Origin of the sequence: Mycobacterium sp. GA-0227b, assembly GCF_001499855.1 — a bacterium.
GTDB lineage: Bacteria > Actinomycetota > Actinomycetes > Mycobacteriales > Mycobacteriaceae > Mycobacterium.
This window is the reverse complement of record NZ_LQIK01000030.1, coordinates 196,165-216,098: the sequence shown is the minus strand read 5'-3', so window position 1 is coordinate 216,098 and position 19,934 is coordinate 196,165. Positions and strand designations below refer to the sequence as shown.

Genomic DNA, 19,934 nt, shown 5'->3' with positions numbered 1-19,934 from the left:
GTTTCGTAGCCGAAGCGTACAACAGTGTGCGGTAAGGTGCCGCGTCCTTCAGTGGTCCCCGAGCAATCTGCCAGCAACGCCGCGAGCTGCTCTAATCCAATTCTCGCGAACGGGCCGCAAGCCGTTACCGCGAGGCCTCGACCCCCTGGGTCCCGCGGGGTCCTCGCGCGTCTTGCCCGCGGAATTGGCGGGGGCAGCGGACCGGGTGGCAGGATGTCAGGCGGCCGTTTTCGGCGTCGGGGACTGATTGCCGTCCATCGAGAGTGTTTGCGGATCGTTCGAGATGTCTCGAAATGTCGATGCCGTCCGCAAACCGTAAGGAGTTGTCCATGAAAACGACCACCGGGCTGATACGTCGCGGGCTTTTCGGTGTCCTTGCTGCCTGCGCTGCCGGCGGCGCCGTGGTGGCCGCGCTGGTGACGCCGGCGGCGCCATTGATGCCGTCCGCGACCGCCGCGCAGGACCCGTGTGCGGCCAGCGAGCTGGCCAGGACGATCGGTGAGGTCGCCACGTCGACCGGCGAGTACCTCGAAGAGCACCCACAGACGAACCAGGCCCTGACGACGATCAGCAAGCAGCAGGCCGGGCCGCAGTCGCTGGCCGCGGTGAAGACGTATTTCGATGCCAACCCGAAAGTGGCCAAGGACATGCAGCAGTTGCAGCAGCCGCTGGCGAGCCTGTCCGGTAAGTGCAAACTGCCGTTCACGCTGCCTCAGGTGGTGGGTCTGTTGCAGGCCGCGCAGCAGGGCGGCGGCCTGCCGGCGAGTTTGCCGGCGCAGGCGCCCGCCGCCCAGAGCGCGGGCCTTCCCGCAGCGGGCGCCACGGCGCACATGCCCGCGGCGGCGCCGGTCTCGCAGGGCACCGCAGCGACGCCGGGATCGGCCATCGCCGGTCTGCCCTGAGCCAACCCGGCGCGCAATACTCCGCAACGAGCCTTCTGAGCTGCGGATTCGGAGTTTCTAGGGATTCGTTGACCGCAAGGCGAGAAAGTCCGCCGACATTCTGCTTAGCTTTTCAGCGTTGGTCCTAGTTGGTCTTCGTCAGTAACCGCCCAGGTTACGACCACTCCACTTCCCATGAAGGAGCTCAACCATGGTTCTCTCGGCCCGTACTGCGCGACGTGCGGTAGCTGGCGCGGTCGGCACCGGCGCGATCGCCGGTGCGATGTTCCTCGGTGCCATGCCTTCGGCGACGGCCCAGCCCGCGCCGCCGAACTGCACGGCGGCCGATCTCGCCGGGGTGGCGTCGGGCGTCTCGGCAGCGACCTCGGCGTACCTGTTCAGCCATCCTGATGTGAACTGGTTCTTCACCAGCCTCGAGGGCCTGCCGCGCGACGAGGTTCGGGGCAAGGTGCAGGACTACCTGAACTCCAACCCTCAGGTGAAGGCCGAGTTGACCGGGATCCGCCAGCCTCTGGTTGACATCAAGAACCGCTGCGGCGACACCAACGGCGACGGCCTCGCCGACAGTTAGGTCTGCGTGCCCGCCGCTGGCGGTGTCAGCGGCGGGTCATGACCAGGATCGCGGCGCGCCAGCCGAGTAGCAGCACTGCGGTCGAAATCGAGGCCACCACAACGAAACTCGGTGCGACGCCGGCCGTCGTCAGCTTACGTAGCAGCATCCCCACCACGATGGTGCACACCCACACCGCGATCCCCGTAGGGAGCAGCGCGTAGGGTCGCCGCCACCCACGAGTCAGCGCCCACCCGGCCGCCGCGCCCGCCACGAACGGCCATGCGGTCGCAGCGACGCCGGCCAGGTCGACACCCTCGGCGTGGCTGCGTCGGCCGATGGCCGCGAACACGATCAGGCAGCACACGTCGGTTGCCAGCGCCGCCAGCGCGGGCCGGGTCTGCTCTCGGCTATCGATCGGCATGGGTCGTCACCTTCAACTACATGCGTCGGGGTCGACGTCGGTTTCGGTGCGGAACATGAAGAAGAACACCACCCATCCGATCGCCGCGATGAAGATCCAGCTGATCAACCGGTAGATGAGCATCGCCGAGATCGCCGACGCCAACGTCATTCCGCTCGACACCAGGCCGGGCACCAGCACCGCCTCGACCACCAGCAACCCGCCGGGCATCAGCGGGATCGACCCGACCGCGCGGGCCGCGACGTACGCCACGATCACCCCGAGCAGGGAGGGCCGTCCGCCGGCGGCGTAGCAGGCGAACAGCAGCGTGCCCACACCGGTCACCAGCGTGAACATCGACCACACGAACGCGACGCTGAGCTGGCTTCGGCTCAGCTTCACCGATTCGAGCTGCGCCAGCGTCTCACGCCACCTCGCCAAGCCGTTGTCGGCCGGTTTGGCGCGCAGGTAGTTCACCGACGACAGCACCCGCACGCCCACGCCGTCGAGCAGATCCGGCCGCGACGCCACCGCTTGCGCCAGCACGATGAGCATGATGAAGCCGGCCAGCGTGAAGATCAGCGAGAACGGGTTGTGTTTGGCTCCCAGGAAGAACGCGCTGCCCAACCCGAGCAGCGCGAGGCTGGTCACCTGCAGCGCCCCCGACATCACCAGCTGCCACGAGGCGATCACCGGCGTCGCACCCCAGAGCCGCTGCTGACGGTAGATGAACGTGGCCGACAGCACGGGCCCGCCCGGCAGCGTCGTGCTCAGCGAATTGCCCGCATAGAACGCCGCCTGCGAACGCCACTGCCGCACAGGCACTTCCGCCGAGCGCAGCAACTTGCGCTGAATGTCGCCGAAGAAGTGCATGGACGCCAGGGCGGTGCCGACGGCGGCGAGCACCCACCACCAATCCGCTGTGTAGAGGCTGTGCCACGCCTTGGCGAGCTGATCCCACACCAGCCCGAGTTCGACGGTCAGTACGACGACCACGACGGCGAAGACCGCCCACCGCAGCCACCAGTACCTGCTGCGCGTGGAGCGCACCTGGCTGCGGGCTGCACTCGCAGGCGCGTCGTGGGCCACGGGGTAAGGGTAGTGCGTGGCGCGGCCGATCCCGGAGAACCGGCCCAGGGTGCTGCGGGCCGTTACGCTATCGGGATGCTCGAGGGCACTTCGCTCGATGACGAGGCGGTTTCGCCTCTCGTTCGCAAGGCCGCCGCGTGGTCATGGCGATTGCTGGTGATCCTCGCCGCCATCGTCGCGTTGCTGTGGTTGTTCAAGCGACTCGAGATCATCGTCGTCCCAGTGGCGTTGGCGACGATTCTGGCGGCCCTGCTGATGCCGGCGGTCGACTTCCTAGACCGGCGCGGAGCACCGCGCGGCGGGGCCGTAGCGCTGATGTTGCTCGGCGGCTTCGCCGTCGTCGGAGGGATTCTGGCCTTCGTCGTCAGCCAGTTCATCGAGGGTGCACCGGCGTTGGTGGAGCAGGTGAGCCGCAGCATCGACGGTGTGCGCGACTGGCTGATCGACGGCCCACTGCACCTGAGTCGGGAACAGATCGACAACGCGGGCAACGCCGCGATCGAGGCCTTGCAGAACAACCAGGAACGGGTGACGACCGGCGCGCTGTCGACGGCCGGCACGGTGACCGAGATCGTCACCGGCGCCGTGCTGGTGTTGTTCACGCTGATCTTCCTGCTGCAAGGCGGGCGCAACATCTACGCGTTCGTCACGCGGATCTTCCCGGTGAGCGTGCGCGAGCGCGTTCGCGACGCCGGCCGGGCCGGCTTCCACTCGCTGATCGGTTATGTGCGGGCGACGTTCCTGGTTGCGCTCGTCGACGCCGTCGGGATCGGCACCGGCCTGGCGATCATGGGTGTGCCGTTGGCCTTGCCGTTGGCGTCGCTGGTGTTCTTGGGCGCATTCATTCCGCTCGTCGGTGCGGTGATCGCCGGCGCCCTCGCGGTGGTCGTCGCGCTGATCGCCAAGGGCATCATCTATGCACTGATCACTCTGGCTCTTGTCATCGCGGTCCAGCAGCTGGAAGGACACGTCCTGCAGCCGTTGGTGATGGGTCGTGCGGTGTCGATTCACCCGCTGGCGATCGTTCTGGTGATCGCGGGCGGTGGCGTCTTGGCGGGCATCGTCGGAGCACTTCTGGCGGTACCGGTGCTCGCGTTCCTCAACAGCTCGATTCGCGTGCTCACCGCCCGGGACCCGGCCGCGGAGGAAGCCGCGCAGGAGGCCGAGGACGGGCCGTTGGTCAGAGCCGAGACCGACGACGTCGAGGAGTCATAGCCTCAGTGATTGGCTAGAGCCGGCCCTCGCGGCGCAGCAGGTCCTGTGCGCTCAACCCACCGCTGCGACGCTGACGTTCCTCGTCCTCGCGCGTGTTGAGCTTTTCAGTCGCCGCCTCGGCATCGTCTGATTGCCTACCCGGGGTGGGGATGGCGGTCGTCGCATCGGGGTCTTCCCTGCCTTCCGGCGGGGTGCCCTGCGGGCGGGTCCGTGGTGTCGGAATCGCGGTGGTCGGCTCGTTGTCCGGCGACGGACGCGATTCGGCCCGACGTTGTCTCCTGCCTTCCGGCGGGCTTCCCGCGGGCATCGCCCTGGTGGGCTCCGCCGACGGACGTTGCGGTGCCGGCGGGGCGGGCGGCGTGCCGGTGCCACGTAACTCGCCCAGCCAGGACTCGATCTCGCGTTCCTCGCGCGGAGGCCGTGGCGGCGGGGCGGGCGGTGCCGGCGGCCGAGCGGCCTGACGCGTCGCGGCGGCGGCGTTGGTCACCGCGTTGCGAACGGCGTTCTTGGCCATCGACAACCGCGTGGTCTGCGGTTCGTCAGAAGGCGGTGCGGCAGGTGTGGCAGCGCTGGGGATGCGCGTCGTGCCCGCCACCGAGGGAGCGTTCGCCCGCGGCGGCGCCGCGACGCGGGTCGCGCCGGGTCGCGACGAGCCTTCGACGGCCGGATGCGTCGGATCGTGCGGTGGGCGGGGCCTGTCGTACGGGCGACGCGGCGCGGGCGCACCCGCACCGACCAACGCCTCGGGACTCTCGGCGGAGTCGCGCACCGCGGGCCGCTTCCGCTCGTCGGGCAGTTCGGTCTCGCCCAGCCCCAGCCGCTCCTGGATGCGCTTCATCCACCGCGGTGCCCACCAGCAGTCGTCGCCGAGCAGCTTCATCACGGCCGGGACCAGGAACATCCGGACGATCGTGGCGTCCAGCAGCAGCGCGATCAGCAGGCCGAAGGCCAGGTACTTCATCATCACCAGGTCGGAGAACACGAACGCGCCCGCGACGACCGCCAGCACCAGCGCGGCGCCCGTGATCAACCGGCCGGTGGTCGCGGTGCCGATCCGGATCGCCTCGGCGGTGGACATGCCGCGTTCGCGCGCCTCCACCATGCGTGACACCAGGAAGACCTCGTAGTCGGTCGACAGCCCCCAGATCACCGCGATGATCAACCCGATCATCGGCGCCATCAGCGGCTGCGGCGTGTAGTTCATCAGGCCGGAGCCGTGCCCGTCGACGAACATCCACGTCAGCACGCCCATCGTCGAACCGAGGGTGAGCGCGCTCATCACCGCGGCCTTGATGGGCAGCACCACCGACCCGAACGCCAGGAACATCAGGATGGTCGTGGTGACGATCAGCACGGTCACCATCAGCGGCAGCTTGTCGAACAAGCTGTGAATGCTGTCCTGCTCCAGCGCCGGGGTGCCGCCCACCGAGATCGACAGCCCGCGCGGTGGCGTGATGGACCGGAGTTCCTCGATCTTCTTGGCGGCGTCGTTGCGGTTCTCCAGACCGTTCTGGATGACGCGGACCGACGGGTCCTTCGAGCCGCTCTCCTGATGCGGGCGCGCCTGCCACATCTTGGTGGGGTCGTCGTCGGGTTCGATGAAACCGGGAATCGCCATCGCCTTGTTGCGGATCTCGGCGACCTGCTGGTCGGTGACCGGATCACCATCGTTGTTCTCGATCACGATGGTCAGCGGTTCGGTGCGGAACCCGGGGAACGTCTTGTCGAAGGCCTCCTGAGCCAGGCGGACCGGGTTGTCCGGCGGTAGGTACTTCTCGCTGATGCCGCCGAGCGACAACTGTCCCAACGGGATGATCAGCAGGATCATCGCGATGACGATCGGCGCGGCGAACGCGATCGGGCGTTTCATCACGCGGTTGACCAGCTTGCCCCAGAAGCCCTTCTCGACCTCGGCGCGGGTCTTGGTCTTCTGGGTCTTCTCGGCGAGCCAGTCGAGCCACGCGATCGTGGGCTTACGCACCGCGGGGCTGAACCGGGCCAGCGCCAGCACCGTGATGGTGCCCGCGACGAACACCAAGATTCCCAGGAGCAACCAGAAGATCGCCGAGCCGATCGTGTCCTTCAACGCGAACAAGCCGTAGGTGAGCCACGCGAACGAACCGATGTAGCCGAGCACCAGACCGATCAGCGCGAGCCCCGCGCCGTCGTCCTGCGTGCGACGGATCTGCGCTCGGGCAACGTGGCCGACCGGGATCGCCGCGAACGGGACCAGTACACCGAGGACGACCGACGCGACGGCCAGCGGATTGCGGCGGCCGTTGTGCGAATACGAGGCGATCGTGTCCGGCTGGGCGAAGCGCACCAGCGTCCGCACCCCGAGGGCGTCGACGTTGCGTCCCAGGATGGCGAGCGCAGCCGCCAGCACCGTGACCGACAGCACCGCCGCCAGCATCACCGACGCGATGATCGCGTAGGTGATGGACTTCAGGAAGCCCTGCGGGAACAGCAGCAGCGGCACCGACGATGCCACCAGGATCACCGCGGAGAACATGATCGTGCGGCCCGAAGTCATCACGGTGCGCCGGACCGCGGCCTCGGTGTCGTAGCCCTCCGCGATCTCTTCGCGGAAGCGGCTGACCATGAACAGGCCGTAGTCGACGGCGATACCGAGACCCATCAGGGTCACCACGGGCTGGGCGAAGAAGTGCACCGGCATGAACTCGGCGACCAACCGCATGATGCCCAGTGCGCCGGCGATCGTCAGGCCGCCGATGATGGCCGGGAGGCTGGCCGCGACCACGCCGCCGAACACGAAGAACAGCACGACCGCCACCAGCGGGATGGCGGCCACCTCGGCGCGGCGTTGGTCCTCACCGATGGTGCCGGTGAGTTCACTGGCCAGCGGGTTCAACCCGGCCAGCTGGATGTTGCCGTCGTTGACCTCGCGCAATTGGTCCTCGACGGCCTGGTAGTTCTTGAGGATCTCGTCGTCGCTGTCGCCCTTGAGCGGGATGCTGACGAACGTGCGGGACAGGTCCGCGGTCTTCATCTGCTGGACGGTTTGCGATTCGGCGTCGGGCGCGCGCAGCCAACCGACCCAGCTCACGATCCTGTCGCTGTTGTCCTCGACCAGCTGGTTGAGCTCGTCGACGGTCTGCTTCATCCACGCGGGGTCGTTGACCTTTTTGCCGTCGGGGGGCGTCAGGATGGCGACGATGTGGCTGGTGCGGTCGCGACCGTATGCCTCGTCGGCGACCACCGATGCGTGCACCGATTGGCTGCCTTCGTCGTAGAAGCCGCTCTGGGTGACGTGGCTGCCGAGGCTGATGCCGTAGATACCGCCACTGAGACAGAGCGCGACCATGACGCCGATGACGATGTACCGGTACCGGTACACCGTTCGACCCCACCAGGCGAACACTTGAGCTCCTAACTAAGTCAGCGGCGACCCGCGCAGTTCAGTTGTTGACACGCGAGGTCAGTAGCGAGGACAGCGGCCGGAACGGCTGCAACCATGCCCCCTGCTCGGGCAGCGAATCTAGGCCGATTCGCGGTAGCGGTTCCCGGAAGACACCCTCGATGTCCTCCAGGTCGACGAACTCCAAGGTATCCGACGCTAGCGCCCAACTTGCATGTTCGCGAAATCCGAGCACCTGGACCGGGATGCCGTCGCGAGCGATCTCCTCCAGCGGTTGTTTGAAGGCCTGACCGTCGGCCGAAGCCACCAGCACCCCGGCCAGACCCTCGCTGCGGCGCAGCGCGATGTGGTTCAGCATGTCGGTATCGACATCACTGTCCTCATCGATCTTCGGTTTCGCGAAGACCGCGAAGCCGACGTTACGCAACGCCTCCACCCACGGCCGGACGACGTCGGCGCTGCCGGGCGCGATGTTGGTGAAGACGGTCGCCTCCGGCTCCAGCGTGACGTCCGGGCGCACCGCCGAGAGCTCCGCCGTCCGCGTCAGCAGCCAGCGCCCCAGCGCATCGAACCGCGGCCGGTGTGCGGCGGTCGGCCGGCCGCCGAGGATCGAGCCGAGACCCATGTCGAGGTTGGGAGCGTCCCAGACCAGCAGCACCCGGGCCATCTTGTCGGCCGCCGGTGGTGTGGCCGCTTCGGGTGGTGCCACCTCTTCTATATGTCTGATGTCTTCTGTGAGGCTCATACTCTCTCCCACAGCAGTTCTGCGACGGCGCTGCCGGCGTGCTGCGCCTTGCCCTCGTACTTGGTGACCGGCCGCTCGACGGAGATCGGAAGCGGATCGGTTGGGCTGACGCGACGCAGCCGCGGCTCGGCGTCGCCGACTTCGGCGATGTGCTCGGCGTAGCCGGAGTGGTCCGTCGCGGCGTGCAGCACGCCACCGGGGCGCAGCCTGTCGGCGATCAACGCGACGGTGGCCGGTTGCAACAGCCGGCGCTTGTGGTGGCGAGCCTTGGGCCACGGGTCGGGGAAGAACACCCGCACCCCGGTCAGCGAGTCGGGTCCGAAGATGTGCTGCAGCACGTCGACGCCGTCTCCGCGGACCAGCCGGATATTCGTCACCTGTTCGCGGTCGATGCCGCTCAGCAGCTGGGCCAGCCCGCGCCGGTACACCTCCACCGCGACCACGTCGAGGTGAGGTTCCGCCTGGGCCATCGCCAGCGTCGAGATGCCTGCCCCGCAGCCGATCTCCAGCACGACGGGCGCCGAGCGGCCGAACCACGCCTCGATGTCCAACTGCGGAACAGGTCGGCCGCCGTCGCGGGCATGCATGCCGATCTCCGGCCACAGCCGCTCCCACGTCGCCTGCTGGGCGGCCGACAGCGTGGTGCGCCTGGTGCGGAAGCTGGTGACGCGGGGATAGCGGTGCTCACCGGCGACATCGGCGACGTCGGGCCTGGGAGCCGAAGCGTCGGCGACATCGGGCCTGGGAGCCGAAGCGTCGGCGACATCGGGCCCGGGCAGATGCATCCGTCCATGGTGGCTCATCCCGACTGGAGTACCCGCATCGTGGTACAGATTGATACCCAACAGTTGCCTTCGGCTGGTACAGCGGTCTGTCCCCAAGCTGCGCCGCGGCCGCTCGCGCCGTGACCACCGAGGTGTCACGATCGTCAGATGAGGGCAGGGTGTGATGTGGCGCCTCGTCCACGGATAGAAGAAGGTCGTCAGATTTTCGTCGACACCCTGCTGCAATTCGCTGAAGAGAGCCGCGATCCGCGGCTGCCGCCGATCATCCGGCGCCTCACCGCGCCGACACGGGTTGCGGTGCGCGGTCGCGACGGGGTCGGGTGCGCGACGGTGGCCGCCGCGTTGACCGCCGCGGGCGTCCCGGTTTCATCCGCCGGCGCCGCCGACGTCGATGTCGTGGTGATCGCCGAAGCGCTCAAACCCGAGGACCGGGTGTTGACAAGCCGGGACCGGCCGACGGTCATCGTCCTGAACAAGGCCGACCTCACCGGCTTCGGCGCGGACGGACCGGTGGCGCTGGCACACCGCCGGGCCGCCCATATCCGCGCGCTGACCGGCCTTTCGACGGCGCCGATGATCGCGCTGCTCGCCGACGTGGAACTGACAGGCGACCTCGTCGGCGCGCTGCAGACACTGCTCAGCCACCCCGCCGATCTGACGTCGACCGATGCGTTCGTCGAGGCGCCCCACCCACTGTCGCGCGAGGTGCGCGAACGCCTGCTCGGTGCGCTCGACCGGTTCGGTATCGCGCATGCGGTGCTCGCCCTCGACCGCGGTGCGACTGCGGAGTCGCTGACCGGCCACCTGCGTCGGCTCAGCCAAGTCGACCGGGTCGTCGAGCACATCCACGCTGCGGGCGCACCGCTTCGGTACCGGCGCCTTCGAGCCGCGGTGAGCCAATTGCGGGCAGTGGCAACACAATCCGATGATTCGCGGCTGGCCGAAATGCTGGTGAACGACGACACGATACTCGCGGTGATGACGGCGGCGGTCGACGTCGTCGAGGCTGCGGGCCTGACCGTCGACCGTGGCGACGACCCGGCCGCCCACCTGCGCCGTGCCGTGCGGTGGCGCCGGTACGGCAGCGGCCCGGTCGACGCGCTGCACCGCGCCTGCGCCGCCGACATCAGCCGGGGTTCGCTGCGCCTGCTCGGACGGTCGCGGTGACGTCGGACGCGACGAGCGCCGATGCGCTCGCATCAGCCGACGCGGTGGTCGCCGCCGTCGAACCGGGACTGGCCCCGCCGGAGGTGCGGGTGCGAGACGTCGTGCTCGTGACCGGGCCCTGGCTGGCCGGCACCACCAGCGTCGCTGCGGCGCTGCGGGAACAGATTCCCGAGCACACCTTCGTCGAAGCCGATGAACTGGGCCGGACCGACGCACCCATCGCGGTGGTGTTCGTGGTGTCGGCGGTGTCGCCGTTGACCGAATCCGACTGTGAGCTCATGGATCTGGTCACACCGCATACCGATCTGGTGGTCGGTGTGGTGGCGAAGATCGACACCCACCGCAACTGGCGCGACGTGCTCGCCGCCAACCGGGCCGTGCTGGCTGGATGGTCGCCCCGGCACGCGCACGTGCCGTGGGTGGGTACGGCCGCGGCGCCGGATCTGGGGGAGCCACGTGTCGATGAACTCGTCGGATTGCTGCGGCAACGGCTGGCAGATCCGGAGCTGAAGCGGCGAAACAGGCTGCGGGCGTGGGAAACTCGGCTCGGGACGGCGATCGAGCGGTGTCGTTCCGACGGAGACGGCGCCGACCGGCGGGCGCGGGTGAAGGCTCTGCAGCAGGCGCGCGAGGACATCGCTCGGAGCCGTCGGCAGGCGAAGTCCGAGCACGCGATAGCGCTGCGCAGCCAGCTTCAACAGGCCCGTGTCCAACTGGGCTACTTCGCGCGCAAGCGGTGCACGTCGGTGCGGGCCGAACTCGCCGAGGACGCGGCGCAGTTGAGCCGCCGCCGACTCGGCGGCTTCGAGTCGCACGTACGCGAGCGGGTCGGCGAGGTGGTCGCGGAGGTCGAGGAGGGTATCAGCGCCCAGCTCACCGACGTGGCGGCACAACTCGGCCTGACCGCCCCGCCGACTCCCGCGGCGCCGTCCGCTCCCGAGGTCACAGCGCCGCCGCTGAAGTCGCGACGGTTGGAGACGCAGCTGACGATGATCCTCGGTGCCGGCTTCGGGCTGGGGGTGGCGCTCGCGGTGACGCGGTTGTTCACCGGCCTGGCACCCGGGCTGACCATCGCCGGCCTGGTGGCAGGGGGGCTGGTGGGGCTGGCGTTGACGGTGTGGGTCGTGGGCATCCGCGGACTGCTGCACGACCGGGCCGTGCTGGACCGCTGGGTCACCGACATCGCCTCGATCGTGAAATCCGCACTCGAGGAGCGCGTGGCGACGCGGATGCTGGCCGCCGAGAGTGCGCTGACCTCGGAATCGGCCGCGCGCGACGAACGCGAGGCCGCCGCCGCGGAGGTCCAGGTGGCCGAGATCGACGCCGAACTGCGTGAGCATGCTGTGCAGACCGCCCGTGCCGCCGCCGTGCGGGACAAACGCCTGCCGTCGTTGCACCGGGCGCTCGACGCGGTGCGGGCCGAACTCTATGGAAAACGGCCTTCTGAATCGTTCTTGTGAGTCATCGGACACATCCCCGATTCCCCGTGGGTATCTCACCCGCGATAACCTCGGTATAGGAAACCGCAACGCTGCCTATTCCTGTCTGGGTAGCGCACACGGAGCCTTGGGTCCTGGCAGCAACAGACACAGGAGATTTTCATGACCGCAGCGACCATCCCAGGTCTGGACACCGCACCGACGAAGCACAAGGGTCTGCTCGCTTGGGTTCAAGAGGTCGCCGAACTGACGCAGCCCGACCGCGTGGTGTTCGCCGACGGATCTGACGAGGAGAACGCCCGCCTGTGCGAGCAACTGGTGGCGGCAGGCACCTTCACCCGTCTCAACGACGAGAAGAAGCCGAACTCGTACCTCGCGCTGTCTGACCCCTCGGACGTCGCACGCGTCGAGTCGCGGACCTTCATCTGCACCGAGAAGGAGATCGACGCCGGCCCCACCAACAACTGGATGGCGCCCGCCGAGATGCGCGAGACCATGACCGACCTGTACCGCGGCTGTATGCGCGGCCGCACCATGTACGTGGTGCCGTTCTGCATGGGCCCGCTCGGCGCCGAGGATCCAAAGCTCGGCGTGGAGCTGACCGACTCCGAGTACGTCGTGGTGTCGATGCGGACCATGACCCGGATGGGCAAAGCCGCGCTTGACAAGATGGGCGACGACGGTTTCTTCGTCAAGGCGCTGCACTCGATCGGCGCGCCGCTGGAGCCGGGCCAGAAGGACGTGCCGTGGCCGTGCAACGACACCAAGTACATCAGCCACTTCCCGGAGACCCGCGAGATCTGGAGCTACGGCTCGGGGTATGGCGGCAACGCGCTGCTGGGTAAGAAGTGCTACTCGCTTCGCATCGCCTCGGCCATGGCGCACGACGAGGGCTGGCTCGCCGAGCACATGCTGATCCTCAAGCTGATCTCGCCGGAGAACAAGGCGTACTTCGTCGCCGCGGCGTTCCCGTCGGCGTGCGGTAAGACCAACCTCGCGATGCTGCAGCCCACGATTCCGGGATGGCGCGCCGAGACCATCGGCGACGACATCGCCTGGATGCGGTTCGGCAAGGACGGCCGGTTGTACGCGGTGAACCCGGAGTTCGGCTTCTTCGGCGTCGCGCCGGGCACCAACTGGTCGTCGAACCCGAACGCGATGAAGACCATCGAGGCCGGCAACACCGTGTTCACCAACGTCGCGCTGACCGACGACAACGACGTGTGGTGGGAGGGCCTGGAGGGCGATCCGCAGCACCTCATCGACTGGAAGAAGCGCGACTGGACGCCGGACTCGGAGGAGAAGGCCGCGCATCCGAACTCGCGCTACTGCACCCCGATGTCGCAGTGCCCGACGCTGGCTTCGGAGTGGGACGACCCGCAGGGCGTGCCGATCTCGGCGATCCTGTTCGGCGCTCGCCGCAAGACGACGGTGCCGCTGGTGACGCAGGCCCGCGACTGGCAGCACGGCGTGTTCATCGGCGCCACGATGGGCTCCGAGCAGACCGCCGCCGCCGAGGGCAAGGTCGGCACCGTGCGCCGCGACCCCATGGCGATGCTGCCGTTCCTCGGCTACAACGTCGGCGACTACTTCGCGCACTGGATCGACATCGGCAAGCAGTCCGACGAGTCGAAGATGCCGAAGATCTTCTTCGTCAACTGGTTCCGTCGCGGCGACGACGGCCGCTTCCTGTGGCCGGGCTTCGGTGAGAACAGCCGCGTGATGAAGTGGATCATCGACCGGATCGAGCAGAAGGCCGGTGGCCGCACCACGCCGATCGGCACCGTGCCCACCGCCGAGGATCTCGACCTGTCCGGCTTGGATGTCGATCCGGCCGACGTGGACGCTGCGCTCAAGGTGAACGTCGAGGAGTGGCGCCAGGAGCTTCCGCTGATCGAGGAGTGGTTCGAGTTCGTCGGCGAGAAGCTGCCGACCGGCATCAAGGACGAGTTCGACGCGCTGAAGCACCGGTTGGCCGAGGCCGAGTAACTCACCTCCCTACCGTGAGCGGCCGTGTTTGCACACGACGCGCCGCGGAAATGCAGCACTTCGCGGTCGCTCGCGGTCAGCTGCTTCAGCCGCTGACGGCCAGTTGTGCGCTGGCGTGGTCGATCTGATCGAAGGCGTAGTCAGCCATCTCGGCCCTCGTCATCTGTGTGCCCCGGCTCGCCAGCGACTCGTAGCGCTGGTCTCCTAGCTCAGCGCGCAGATGGGCAATCGCGGTGCCGATTTCGGGGAAGGCTGAGAGCGCGAGGCTGCCCGCGGCGAAGCCGCTGATGGTAGCCGCAGACTCGTGGTGTCCGAGGTCGTCCAGCAACGCGGCGAGCACACCGAAACCGTTGAAAGTAGTAGGACGCTGCCGGAGTCGTAATACTGGCGGATGGTCAGCAAGATGTGGTCGAGCGCCTCGCCAGGCTTCCCGGCTGTGGCCGCGACCCTCGACAACAGCAGCGCGATGATCGACGCCTGCTGCCGGTTGCCGTTTTCGGTGCTGATCGTCAGGCCGCGCAGCAGTGCCTCGTAAGCGCTGGCGGGATCGGTGTCCCGGCGGGCCCAGCCGTATCCCAGGAGTACGGCGGCAAGCATGTCGGAGTTGTGGGCATCTTGCACCGCAGTGAGCATGTCCTCCGACAACGCGACCGCTTCCTCCGTGGCGCCCGAGAAGGCCAACGTCACTGCCAGCACTGTCCTTCACTGGCAGCCCACCGGAACGCGGCGCGCAGATTCGCCAGTTCCAGGGCCAACCACTCGTGGGCTTTTCGCTGTCGGGGAGTGTTCCACTCAGCCTTGGCTTCGGCTGCCTTACGGGCGAAGTGGCGTGCATGCGCGGCGCGCACCGCGTTCGCGTTTCCTGATGACACGAGTTGTTCCTCGGCGAACTGGCGGATGGTCTCCAGCACCGTGAACCGGGTGTGTACCGAAGACCTGTCGGCGACGAGCAGAGATTTCCGTACGAGCGAATCGAGCAGATTCAGGGTCGCCAGTTCGTCGGAGTTGTCGGCCAATACGCAAGCGGCAGTCAGATCGAATCCGCCGGCGAATACCGAACATCTTGCAAGCAAGGACTTTTCACCGTCGCTCAGGAGGTCGAAAGACCACTGAACCGCATGCCGCAGGGTTTGATGGCGTTCCAGCCCGCGTCGCGACCCGACGAGCAACCGAAATCGGTCGTCCAGCCGGTCGCGCAGTTCCGCGGCGGTCATGGACTGCATGCGTGATGCTGCCAACTCGATCGCCAACGGGATCCCGTCAAGACGACGGCAGATATCCGCCACTGCCTCGGAGTGAGCCAGCGAAGGCGCAGCGGACGTGACGGCTGCTGCACGCTCTACGAACAGTGTTGCGGCGCTGGATTCGACGTCGAGTGAGGGCACCAGCCATAACCGTTCATCTGTCAGCCCTAGCCCTTCGCGACTCGTCGCGAGCATCTTCACGGTCGTCGACTGAGCCAGGATGGCTTCGATCACGTCTGCAGCGGCATCCAAGAGGTGTTCGCAATTGTCGAACACCAAGAGCCGAGTTCTGCCTTCTGATGCGGCGGCGACGCTTTCGGTGAGGCTGAGCCCCGGCTGCTGGACTACGCCCAGTGCGGCTGCGACGATCTCGGGGACCGCCGCTGGGTCTCCGACGGGCGAAAGCTCGATCACGAAAACCCCGTCCGGGAAGTCGTCGGCGGACCTATCGGCCAGTTCCAGCGCCAACCGGGTCTTGCCTACGCCGCCGACGCCGGTGAGCGTCACCACCCGATGTGCCTTCAGTGTGGTCACCAGCTCGGCGAGCTCCTTCTCTCGCCCAACGAAACTCGTTGTCGGGCGGCGAAGTTTGCCTGTAGCCGGTTCGACCGTCCTCAAAGCAGGGAAGTCGGTACGTAGGCCGGGCGCCCGAACCTGGAAGATCTCCACCGCCTTGGCGATGTCGCGCAGGCGCCTCGGGCCCAGCGAAATCAGATCGACACCGGTGAGCAATCCGGCCGTCGCTCCGTCGAGCAGAATCTGGCCGCCGTGGCCGGCGCCCATCAGCCGCGCAGTGCGGTTCAACACGGCACCGAAGTAGTCGCTGTCCCGACACTCCGCCTCGCCAGTCGCAACGCCCATGCGGACCGGAATTTCGAGCGATCGTTGGGCGACGACGGCGGCGTCGACCGCGTGCCTGGGCGAGGCAAAGGCTGCGCAGATTCCGTCACCCGTGTGCTTGAACAACCAGCCTTCGTGCGACTTCACCGCCCGTCGCAACGTGTCGTCGTGGACGGTCAGCGCGCGCCGCATCCCCTCGGGGTCGGCCTCCCATCGTCGGGTCGACCCTTCGATGTCGGTGAACAGAAACGTGACGATCCCAGAAGGCGCCGCTTCTTGCCCGCCACTCATTCGGCCACCGCCGCACCCCCATATCCTGCGGGTTCATGCTAAGTCGGCGGAGTCAGCAGCGGACAGATTCGACCACTTGACACCTGTCAACTCGATGCGTCGTAGAGTCGGCCCATGCAGATCCGCGAACACGCCGAGGCCACCCCGACAAGCCAGCCGTCGTCATGCACCCGTCGGGAACCGTGGTGACCTTCGGTGAGCTCGAAGCGCGCGCCAACCGACTGGCTCACCACTTCCGGCAGGCCGGGCTCGTCGAAGGCGACACCGTGGCCATCCTGATGGAGAACAACGAGCACTTCCATGTCGTGATGTGGGCGGCGCGACGCAGCGGTCTCTACTACGTGCCCATCAACACGCACCTGACCGCGGCCGAAGCGGCCTACATCATCGACAACAGCAATGCGAAGGGCATCGTCGGTTCGGCCGCGCTGCGCAAGACGCTGGAAGGCCTCGCCGCTGAGTTGCCACGAGGCCTGCCACCGGTACTGCTCATTGCCGACGGAGCCGATCCGTCGGCGACAGGCGCCCCCAGCGACCTCGAGGGCTGGCAGCGTTACTCGGAAACCGTTGCGGGACATCCCGGTACGCCGATCGCCGATGAGATCGAGGGTGACCTCCTGCAATACTCGTCGGGCACCACCGGCCGTCCCAAGGGCATCAAGCGCGAGCTTCCACACCTGTCGCCCGCGGAGGCGCCGGGCCTGATGACCATGCTCGTCGCCGTGTGGATGCAACCTGATTCGGTATATCTGAGCCCGGCGCCGCTGTATCACACAGCGCCGTCGGTGTGGTCGATGACCGTGCAGGCCGCCGGCTACACGACGGTGGTGATGGAGAAGTTCGACCCGGAAAGCGCGCTGGATGCGATCCAACGCTACGGGGTCACGCACGGCCAGTTCGTTCCCGCGATGTTCACCCGGATGCTGAAACTGCCCGAGTCGGTGCGTAATTCGTACGACGTGTCGAGCCTCAAGCGGGTCATTCACGCCGCTGCGCCGTGCCCCGTCGAGATCAAGAAGCAGATGATCGAGTGGTGGGGGCCGATCATCGACGAGTACTACGCCTCCTCGGAGGCACACGGTTCGACACTGATCAGCGCGGAGGACTGGCTGGCGCACCCTGGTTCGGTCGGCAAGCCGATGACCGGCAACCTGCACATCCTCGACGAGGACGGAAACGAGTTACCGCCCGGCGAGCCCGGCGAGATCTACTTCGAGGGCGGAAACACGTTCGAGTACCTCAACGACCCGGAGAAGACCGCCAAGTCGCGCGACGAGCGCGGCTGGGCAACAGTCGGCGACATCGGTTACGTCGACGAGGACGGCTACCTGTACCTGACCGACCGCAGGCATCACATGATCATCTCCGGCGGCGTCAACATTTATCCGCAGGAAGCCGAGAACATGTTGATCACCCACCCGAAGGTGTTGGACGCCGCCGTATTCGGTGTTCCCGACGACGAGATGGGCCAGCGGGTCAAAGGTGTGGTGCAGACCGTCGACCCGGCCGACGTCACCGAGGAGTTCGCCGACGAGTTGCTCGCGTGGCTGCGGGATCGGTTGGCGCACTACAAATGTCCACGATCGATCTCCTTCGAGATGCAGCTGCCGCGCACCGACACCGGCAAGCTGTACAAGCAGGAGCTGATCAAGAAGTACTCGTGACGCACAAGCTCGCGGGCGGCGTGGCCGTCGCGACCGGAACGCCAACGGACGACGCCACTTTCACACTGTCCGAGAACGACATCGAGGACCGGCGGGTCATCACCGTGTCATCGGTACCCGACGCGCTCGACGAGTTACGACAGCGGTGCGCGCGATGGCCGCACGCGGCGGGCATCTGTGACGACGTGCTGCGCGCCGCCGACCCCACCGCGCCTGCGTTCACCGGTGTCATCACCGAATCGCTGGCGTACTCGACGCTGCAGTCGGGCCCGGAGTTCGCGCGTTGGCTCGCCGAACGCGGACCGGCGCAACTACCCGACATTCCCGACCCCGTCACCGCCGAACGCGTCGGGGACACGCTGCACGTCAGGTTCAACCGGTCCCAGCGGCACAACGCGTTTTCCACCGACGCGCGCGCGGCACTGCTGGAAGCGCTGGAGGTCGCGCGCCTCGACCGTTCGATCACCGAGGTGGTCCTGTCCGGAAACGGGCCGTCGTTCTGCAGCGGCGGCGACCTGGCCGAGTTCGGCAGCTTCGCCGACCCGGCCAGCGCGCATTTCGCCCGGACCCGCCACAGCCCGGCGCTGGTGCTCGACGAACTGACCACACGCCTGGGGGAGCGGTGCCGCGCCGAGGTGCACGGTCAGGTGTTGGGCAGCGGGCTGGAAATGGCCGCCTTCTGTGGGCACGTCCGATCGACTGCCGACGCGGTCTTCGGGCTGCCCGAACTGAGCCTCGGCCTGATTCCCGGCGCCGGCGGCACGGTGAGCGTGACCCGTCGGATCGGCCGGTGGCGCACGGCATATCTGGTGCTGTCCGGCCGGACGATCGACCCGCCCACGGCGCTGAGGTGGGGTTTGATCGACGCAATCGTGTGATTTCGGTGTAGTTAGTTGCGGTCAGCGCAACCAGCGACACCGAAATCACTCAACCCGAACGGCGTAACGTCACGCGGTCTGATATGCCGGCGGGATTCGCAAGCTAGATTCCGCCCCGGGCCACCAACTGCGCGGCGATGACGTTGCGCTGAATCTCGTTGGTGCCTTCACCGACGATCATCAGCGGTGCATCGCGGAAGTAGCGCTCGACGTCGTATTCCGTCGAGTAGCCGTAGCCGCCGTGGATGCGTACCGCGTTGAGCGCGATCTCCATCGCGACCTCGGAGGCGAACAGCTTCGCCATGCCCGCTTCCATGTCGCAGCGCTCCCCGCTGTCGTAGCGTTCGGCGGCATACCGCGTCAGCTGGCGCGCGGCGGTCAACTTGGTCGCCATGTCGGCCAGGTAGTTGCCGATCGACTGGTGCTTCCAGATCGGCTGACCGAAGCTCTCGCGCTCCTGGGCGTAACGCAGCGCGTCCTCCAACGCGGCCGTCGCCACCCCGAGCGCCCGCGAGGCAACCTGAATGCGGCCGGTCTCAAGGCCTTTCATCATCTGCGCGAAACCCTTGCCGGGCTCCCCGCCGAGGATCGCCGAGGCGGGCACGCGGCAGTCCTCGAAAACCAACTCGCATGACTCGACACCCTTGTACCCCAGCTTCGGCAGGTCACGCGACACCGACAGGCCCGTCATACCCTGCTCGACCAACACCACCGAGATGCCCTTGTGCCGCGGGGTGGCGGCCGGATCGGTCTTGCACAGCAGCGCGATCAGCCCCGACCGTCGCGCATTGGAAATCCACGTCTTCGAGCCGTTGATCGCCAGCCCGCCGCCCTCGGAGGGCAGCGCAGTCGTCGACATGTTCTGCAGGTCCGAACCGCCGCCGGGCTCGGTCAGCGCCATCGTGGCGCGGACTTCACCGGTGGCCATCGCCGGCAGGTAGTGCCGCTTCTGGTCCTCTGTGCCGAAGAGCGTGAGCAGTTTGGCGACGACGGTGTGCCCGCCCATCGCACCCGCCAGGCTCATCCAGCCGCGGGACAGTTCCTGGGTCACCTCGACGTAGCACGGCATCGACACCGGCGAACCGCCGTATTCGTCGGGTATCGCCAGGCCGTAGATGCCGATCTGCTTCATCTGCTCGATCCACGCCTCCGGGTATTCGTTGGCGTGTTCGACGTCGCGCACCCGGGGCTTGACCTCGCGGTCGACGAAGGCCCGCACGGTGGCGACCAGAATGGTCTCTTCCTCGTTCACGGACGGCCATATTGACACTTTGTGCGGCCGGATACCAGCCTGAGCAGGCCCGCCAGTTGCTCGACTGGCGGTTCACCGCGTTGCAGTTCTGAGCGCGACCCA

Annotated in this window: 15 protein-coding genes and 2 pseudogenes; 8 read left to right on the top strand and 9 right to left on the bottom strand. The window is 67.4% G+C overall.

Features of this window, described 5'->3' with window-relative positions:
• The first annotated feature begins 329 nt into the window (after positions 1–329).
• On the top strand, positions 330–902 hold the full coding sequence (locus AU185_RS18550; protein ID WP_059098789.1) for a hemophore: 573 nt from the start codon (positions 330–332) through the stop codon (positions 900–902).
• Positions 903–1,092: 190 nt separating this feature from the next.
• Complete coding sequence (locus tag AU185_RS18545) at positions 1,093–1,473, top strand: heme-binding protein (RefSeq protein ID WP_059098788.1); 381 nt, start codon at positions 1,093–1,095, stop codon at positions 1,471–1,473.
• Between the two features lie 25 nt (positions 1,474–1,498).
• Here AU185_RS18545 and AU185_RS18540 read toward each other — a convergent pair whose 3' ends face one another.
• Positions 1,499–1,876, bottom strand: a complete 378-nt coding sequence (locus AU185_RS18540; protein WP_059098787.1) for a DUF3054 domain-containing protein — start codon at positions 1,874–1,876, stop codon at positions 1,499–1,501.
• A gap of 12 nt (positions 1,877–1,888) precedes the next feature.
• Positions 1,889–2,944, bottom strand: coding sequence for a lysylphosphatidylglycerol synthase transmembrane domain-containing protein (locus AU185_RS18535; RefSeq protein WP_059098786.1), 1,056 nt, complete (start codon positions 2,942–2,944; stop codon positions 1,889–1,891).
• Positions 2,945–3,019: 75 nt separating this feature from the next.
• On the opposite strand from AU185_RS18535, the gene AU185_RS18530 reads away from it, so the two are divergent.
• A complete protein-coding gene (locus AU185_RS18530; RefSeq protein WP_059098785.1) occupies positions 3,020–4,159 on the top strand; it encodes an AI-2E family transporter in 1,140 nt (379 codons plus the stop codon).
• A 13-nt stretch (positions 4,160–4,172) separates the two neighbouring features.
• Here the strand turns inward: AU185_RS18530 and AU185_RS18525 are convergent, their stop codons facing one another.
• The 3 genes from AU185_RS18525 to trmB form a co-directional block, all read right to left on the bottom strand.
• Positions 4,173–7,541, bottom strand: coding sequence for an MMPL family transporter (locus tag AU185_RS18525; protein WP_059098784.1), 3,369 nt, complete (start codon positions 7,539–7,541; stop codon positions 4,173–4,175).
• Positions 7,542–7,578: 37 nt separating this feature from the next.
• Positions 7,579–8,205, bottom strand: coding sequence for an NYN domain-containing protein (locus AU185_RS18520; protein ID WP_231740271.1), 627 nt, complete (start codon positions 8,203–8,205; stop codon positions 7,579–7,581).
• A 74-nt stretch (positions 8,206–8,279) separates the two neighbouring features.
• Complete coding sequence (gene trmB, locus AU185_RS18515) at positions 8,280–9,086, bottom strand: tRNA (guanosine(46)-N7)-methyltransferase TrmB (RefSeq protein WP_059098782.1); 807 nt, start codon at positions 9,084–9,086, stop codon at positions 8,280–8,282.
• A gap of 147 nt (positions 9,087–9,233) precedes the next feature.
• On the opposite strand from trmB, the gene AU185_RS18510 reads away from it, so the two are divergent.
• The 3 genes from AU185_RS18510 to AU185_RS18500 all read left to right on the top strand — a co-directional run bounded on the left by AU185_RS18510 (position 9,234) and on the right by AU185_RS18500 (position 13,663).
• Positions 9,234–10,235, top strand: a complete 1,002-nt coding sequence (locus tag AU185_RS18510; protein WP_231740268.1) for a hypothetical protein — start codon at positions 9,234–9,236, stop codon at positions 10,233–10,235.
• Positions 10,232–11,695 (top strand): hypothetical protein, encoded by a 1,464-nt coding sequence (locus tag AU185_RS18505; protein WP_059098781.1) that lies wholly within the window; start codon positions 10,232–10,234, stop codon positions 11,693–11,695. Before AU185_RS18510 ends, AU185_RS18505 begins: the two co-directional genes overlap by 4 nt.
• A 141-nt stretch (positions 11,696–11,836) precedes the next feature.
• Entirely contained in the window at positions 11,837–13,663 is a 1,827-nt protein-coding gene (locus AU185_RS18500) for a phosphoenolpyruvate carboxykinase (GTP) (RefSeq protein ID WP_059098780.1), read from the top strand.
• 204 nt (positions 13,664–13,867) lie between these two features.
• On the opposite strand, the gene AU185_RS25850 is transcribed toward AU185_RS18500, so the two are convergent.
• From AU185_RS25850 to AU185_RS25840, 3 genes and pseudogenes are all read right to left on the bottom strand, one after another.
• Entirely contained in the window at positions 13,868–14,350 is a 483-nt protein-coding gene (locus AU185_RS25850; RefSeq protein WP_353647413.1) for a hypothetical protein, read from the bottom strand.
• On the bottom strand, positions 14,347–15,639 hold the full coding sequence (locus AU185_RS25845) for an ATP-binding protein (protein WP_353647414.1): 1,293 nt from the start codon (positions 15,637–15,639) through the stop codon (positions 14,347–14,349). The genes AU185_RS25850 and AU185_RS25845 overlap by 4 nt, the downstream gene beginning before the upstream one ends.
• 48 nt (positions 15,640–15,687) lie before the next feature.
• Positions 15,688–16,038: pseudogene (locus AU185_RS25840) on the bottom strand (adenylate/guanylate cyclase domain-containing protein); the annotation flags it as partial.
• Between the two features lie 114 nt (positions 16,039–16,152).
• Between AU185_RS25840 and fadD4 the strand changes: the two are divergent.
• Both fadD4 and AU185_RS18485 read left to right on the top strand, forming a co-directional pair.
• A pseudogene (gene fadD4 / locus AU185_RS18490) lies at positions 16,153–17,702 on the top strand (fatty-acid--CoA ligase FadD4).
• Entirely contained in the window at positions 17,699–18,580 is an 882-nt protein-coding gene (locus AU185_RS18485) for an enoyl-CoA hydratase/isomerase family protein (protein ID WP_059098779.1), read from the top strand. Before fadD4 ends, AU185_RS18485 begins: the two are co-directional and overlap by 4 nt.
• A gap of 103 nt (positions 18,581–18,683) precedes the next feature.
• Here AU185_RS18485 and AU185_RS18480 read toward each other — a convergent pair whose 3' ends face one another.
• Complete coding sequence (locus AU185_RS18480) at positions 18,684–19,844, bottom strand: acyl-CoA dehydrogenase family protein (protein WP_156425595.1); 1,161 nt, start codon at positions 19,842–19,844, stop codon at positions 18,684–18,686.
• Between the last annotated feature and the right edge of the window lie 90 nt (positions 19,845–19,934).

Excerpts from the sequence above, each read along its gene's own strand:
- AU185_RS18550 (WP_059098789.1), top strand. The coding sequence starts at position 330 with ATGAAAACGACCACCGGGCTGATACGTCGCGGGCTTTTCGGTGTCCTT.
- AU185_RS18545 (WP_059098788.1), top strand. The coding sequence starts at position 1,093 with ATGGTTCTCTCGGCCCGTACTGCGCGACGTGCGGTAGCTGGCGCGGTC.
- AU185_RS18540 (WP_059098787.1), bottom strand. The coding sequence starts at position 1,876 with ATGCCGATCGATAGCCGAGAGCAGACCCGGCCCGCGCTGGCGGCGCTG.
- AU185_RS18530 (WP_059098785.1), top strand. The coding sequence starts at position 3,020 with ATGCTCGAGGGCACTTCGCTCGATGACGAGGCGGTTTCGCCTCTCGTT.
- AU185_RS18520 (WP_231740271.1), bottom strand. The coding sequence starts at position 8,205 with ATGGCCCGGGTGCTGCTGGTCTGGGACGCTCCCAACCTCGACATGGGT.
- trmB (WP_059098782.1), bottom strand. The coding sequence starts at position 9,086 with ATGAGCCACCATGGACGGATGCATCTGCCCGGGCCCGATGTCGCCGAC.
- AU185_RS18500 (WP_059098780.1), top strand. The coding sequence starts at position 11,837 with ATGACCGCAGCGACCATCCCAGGTCTGGACACCGCACCGACGAAGCAC.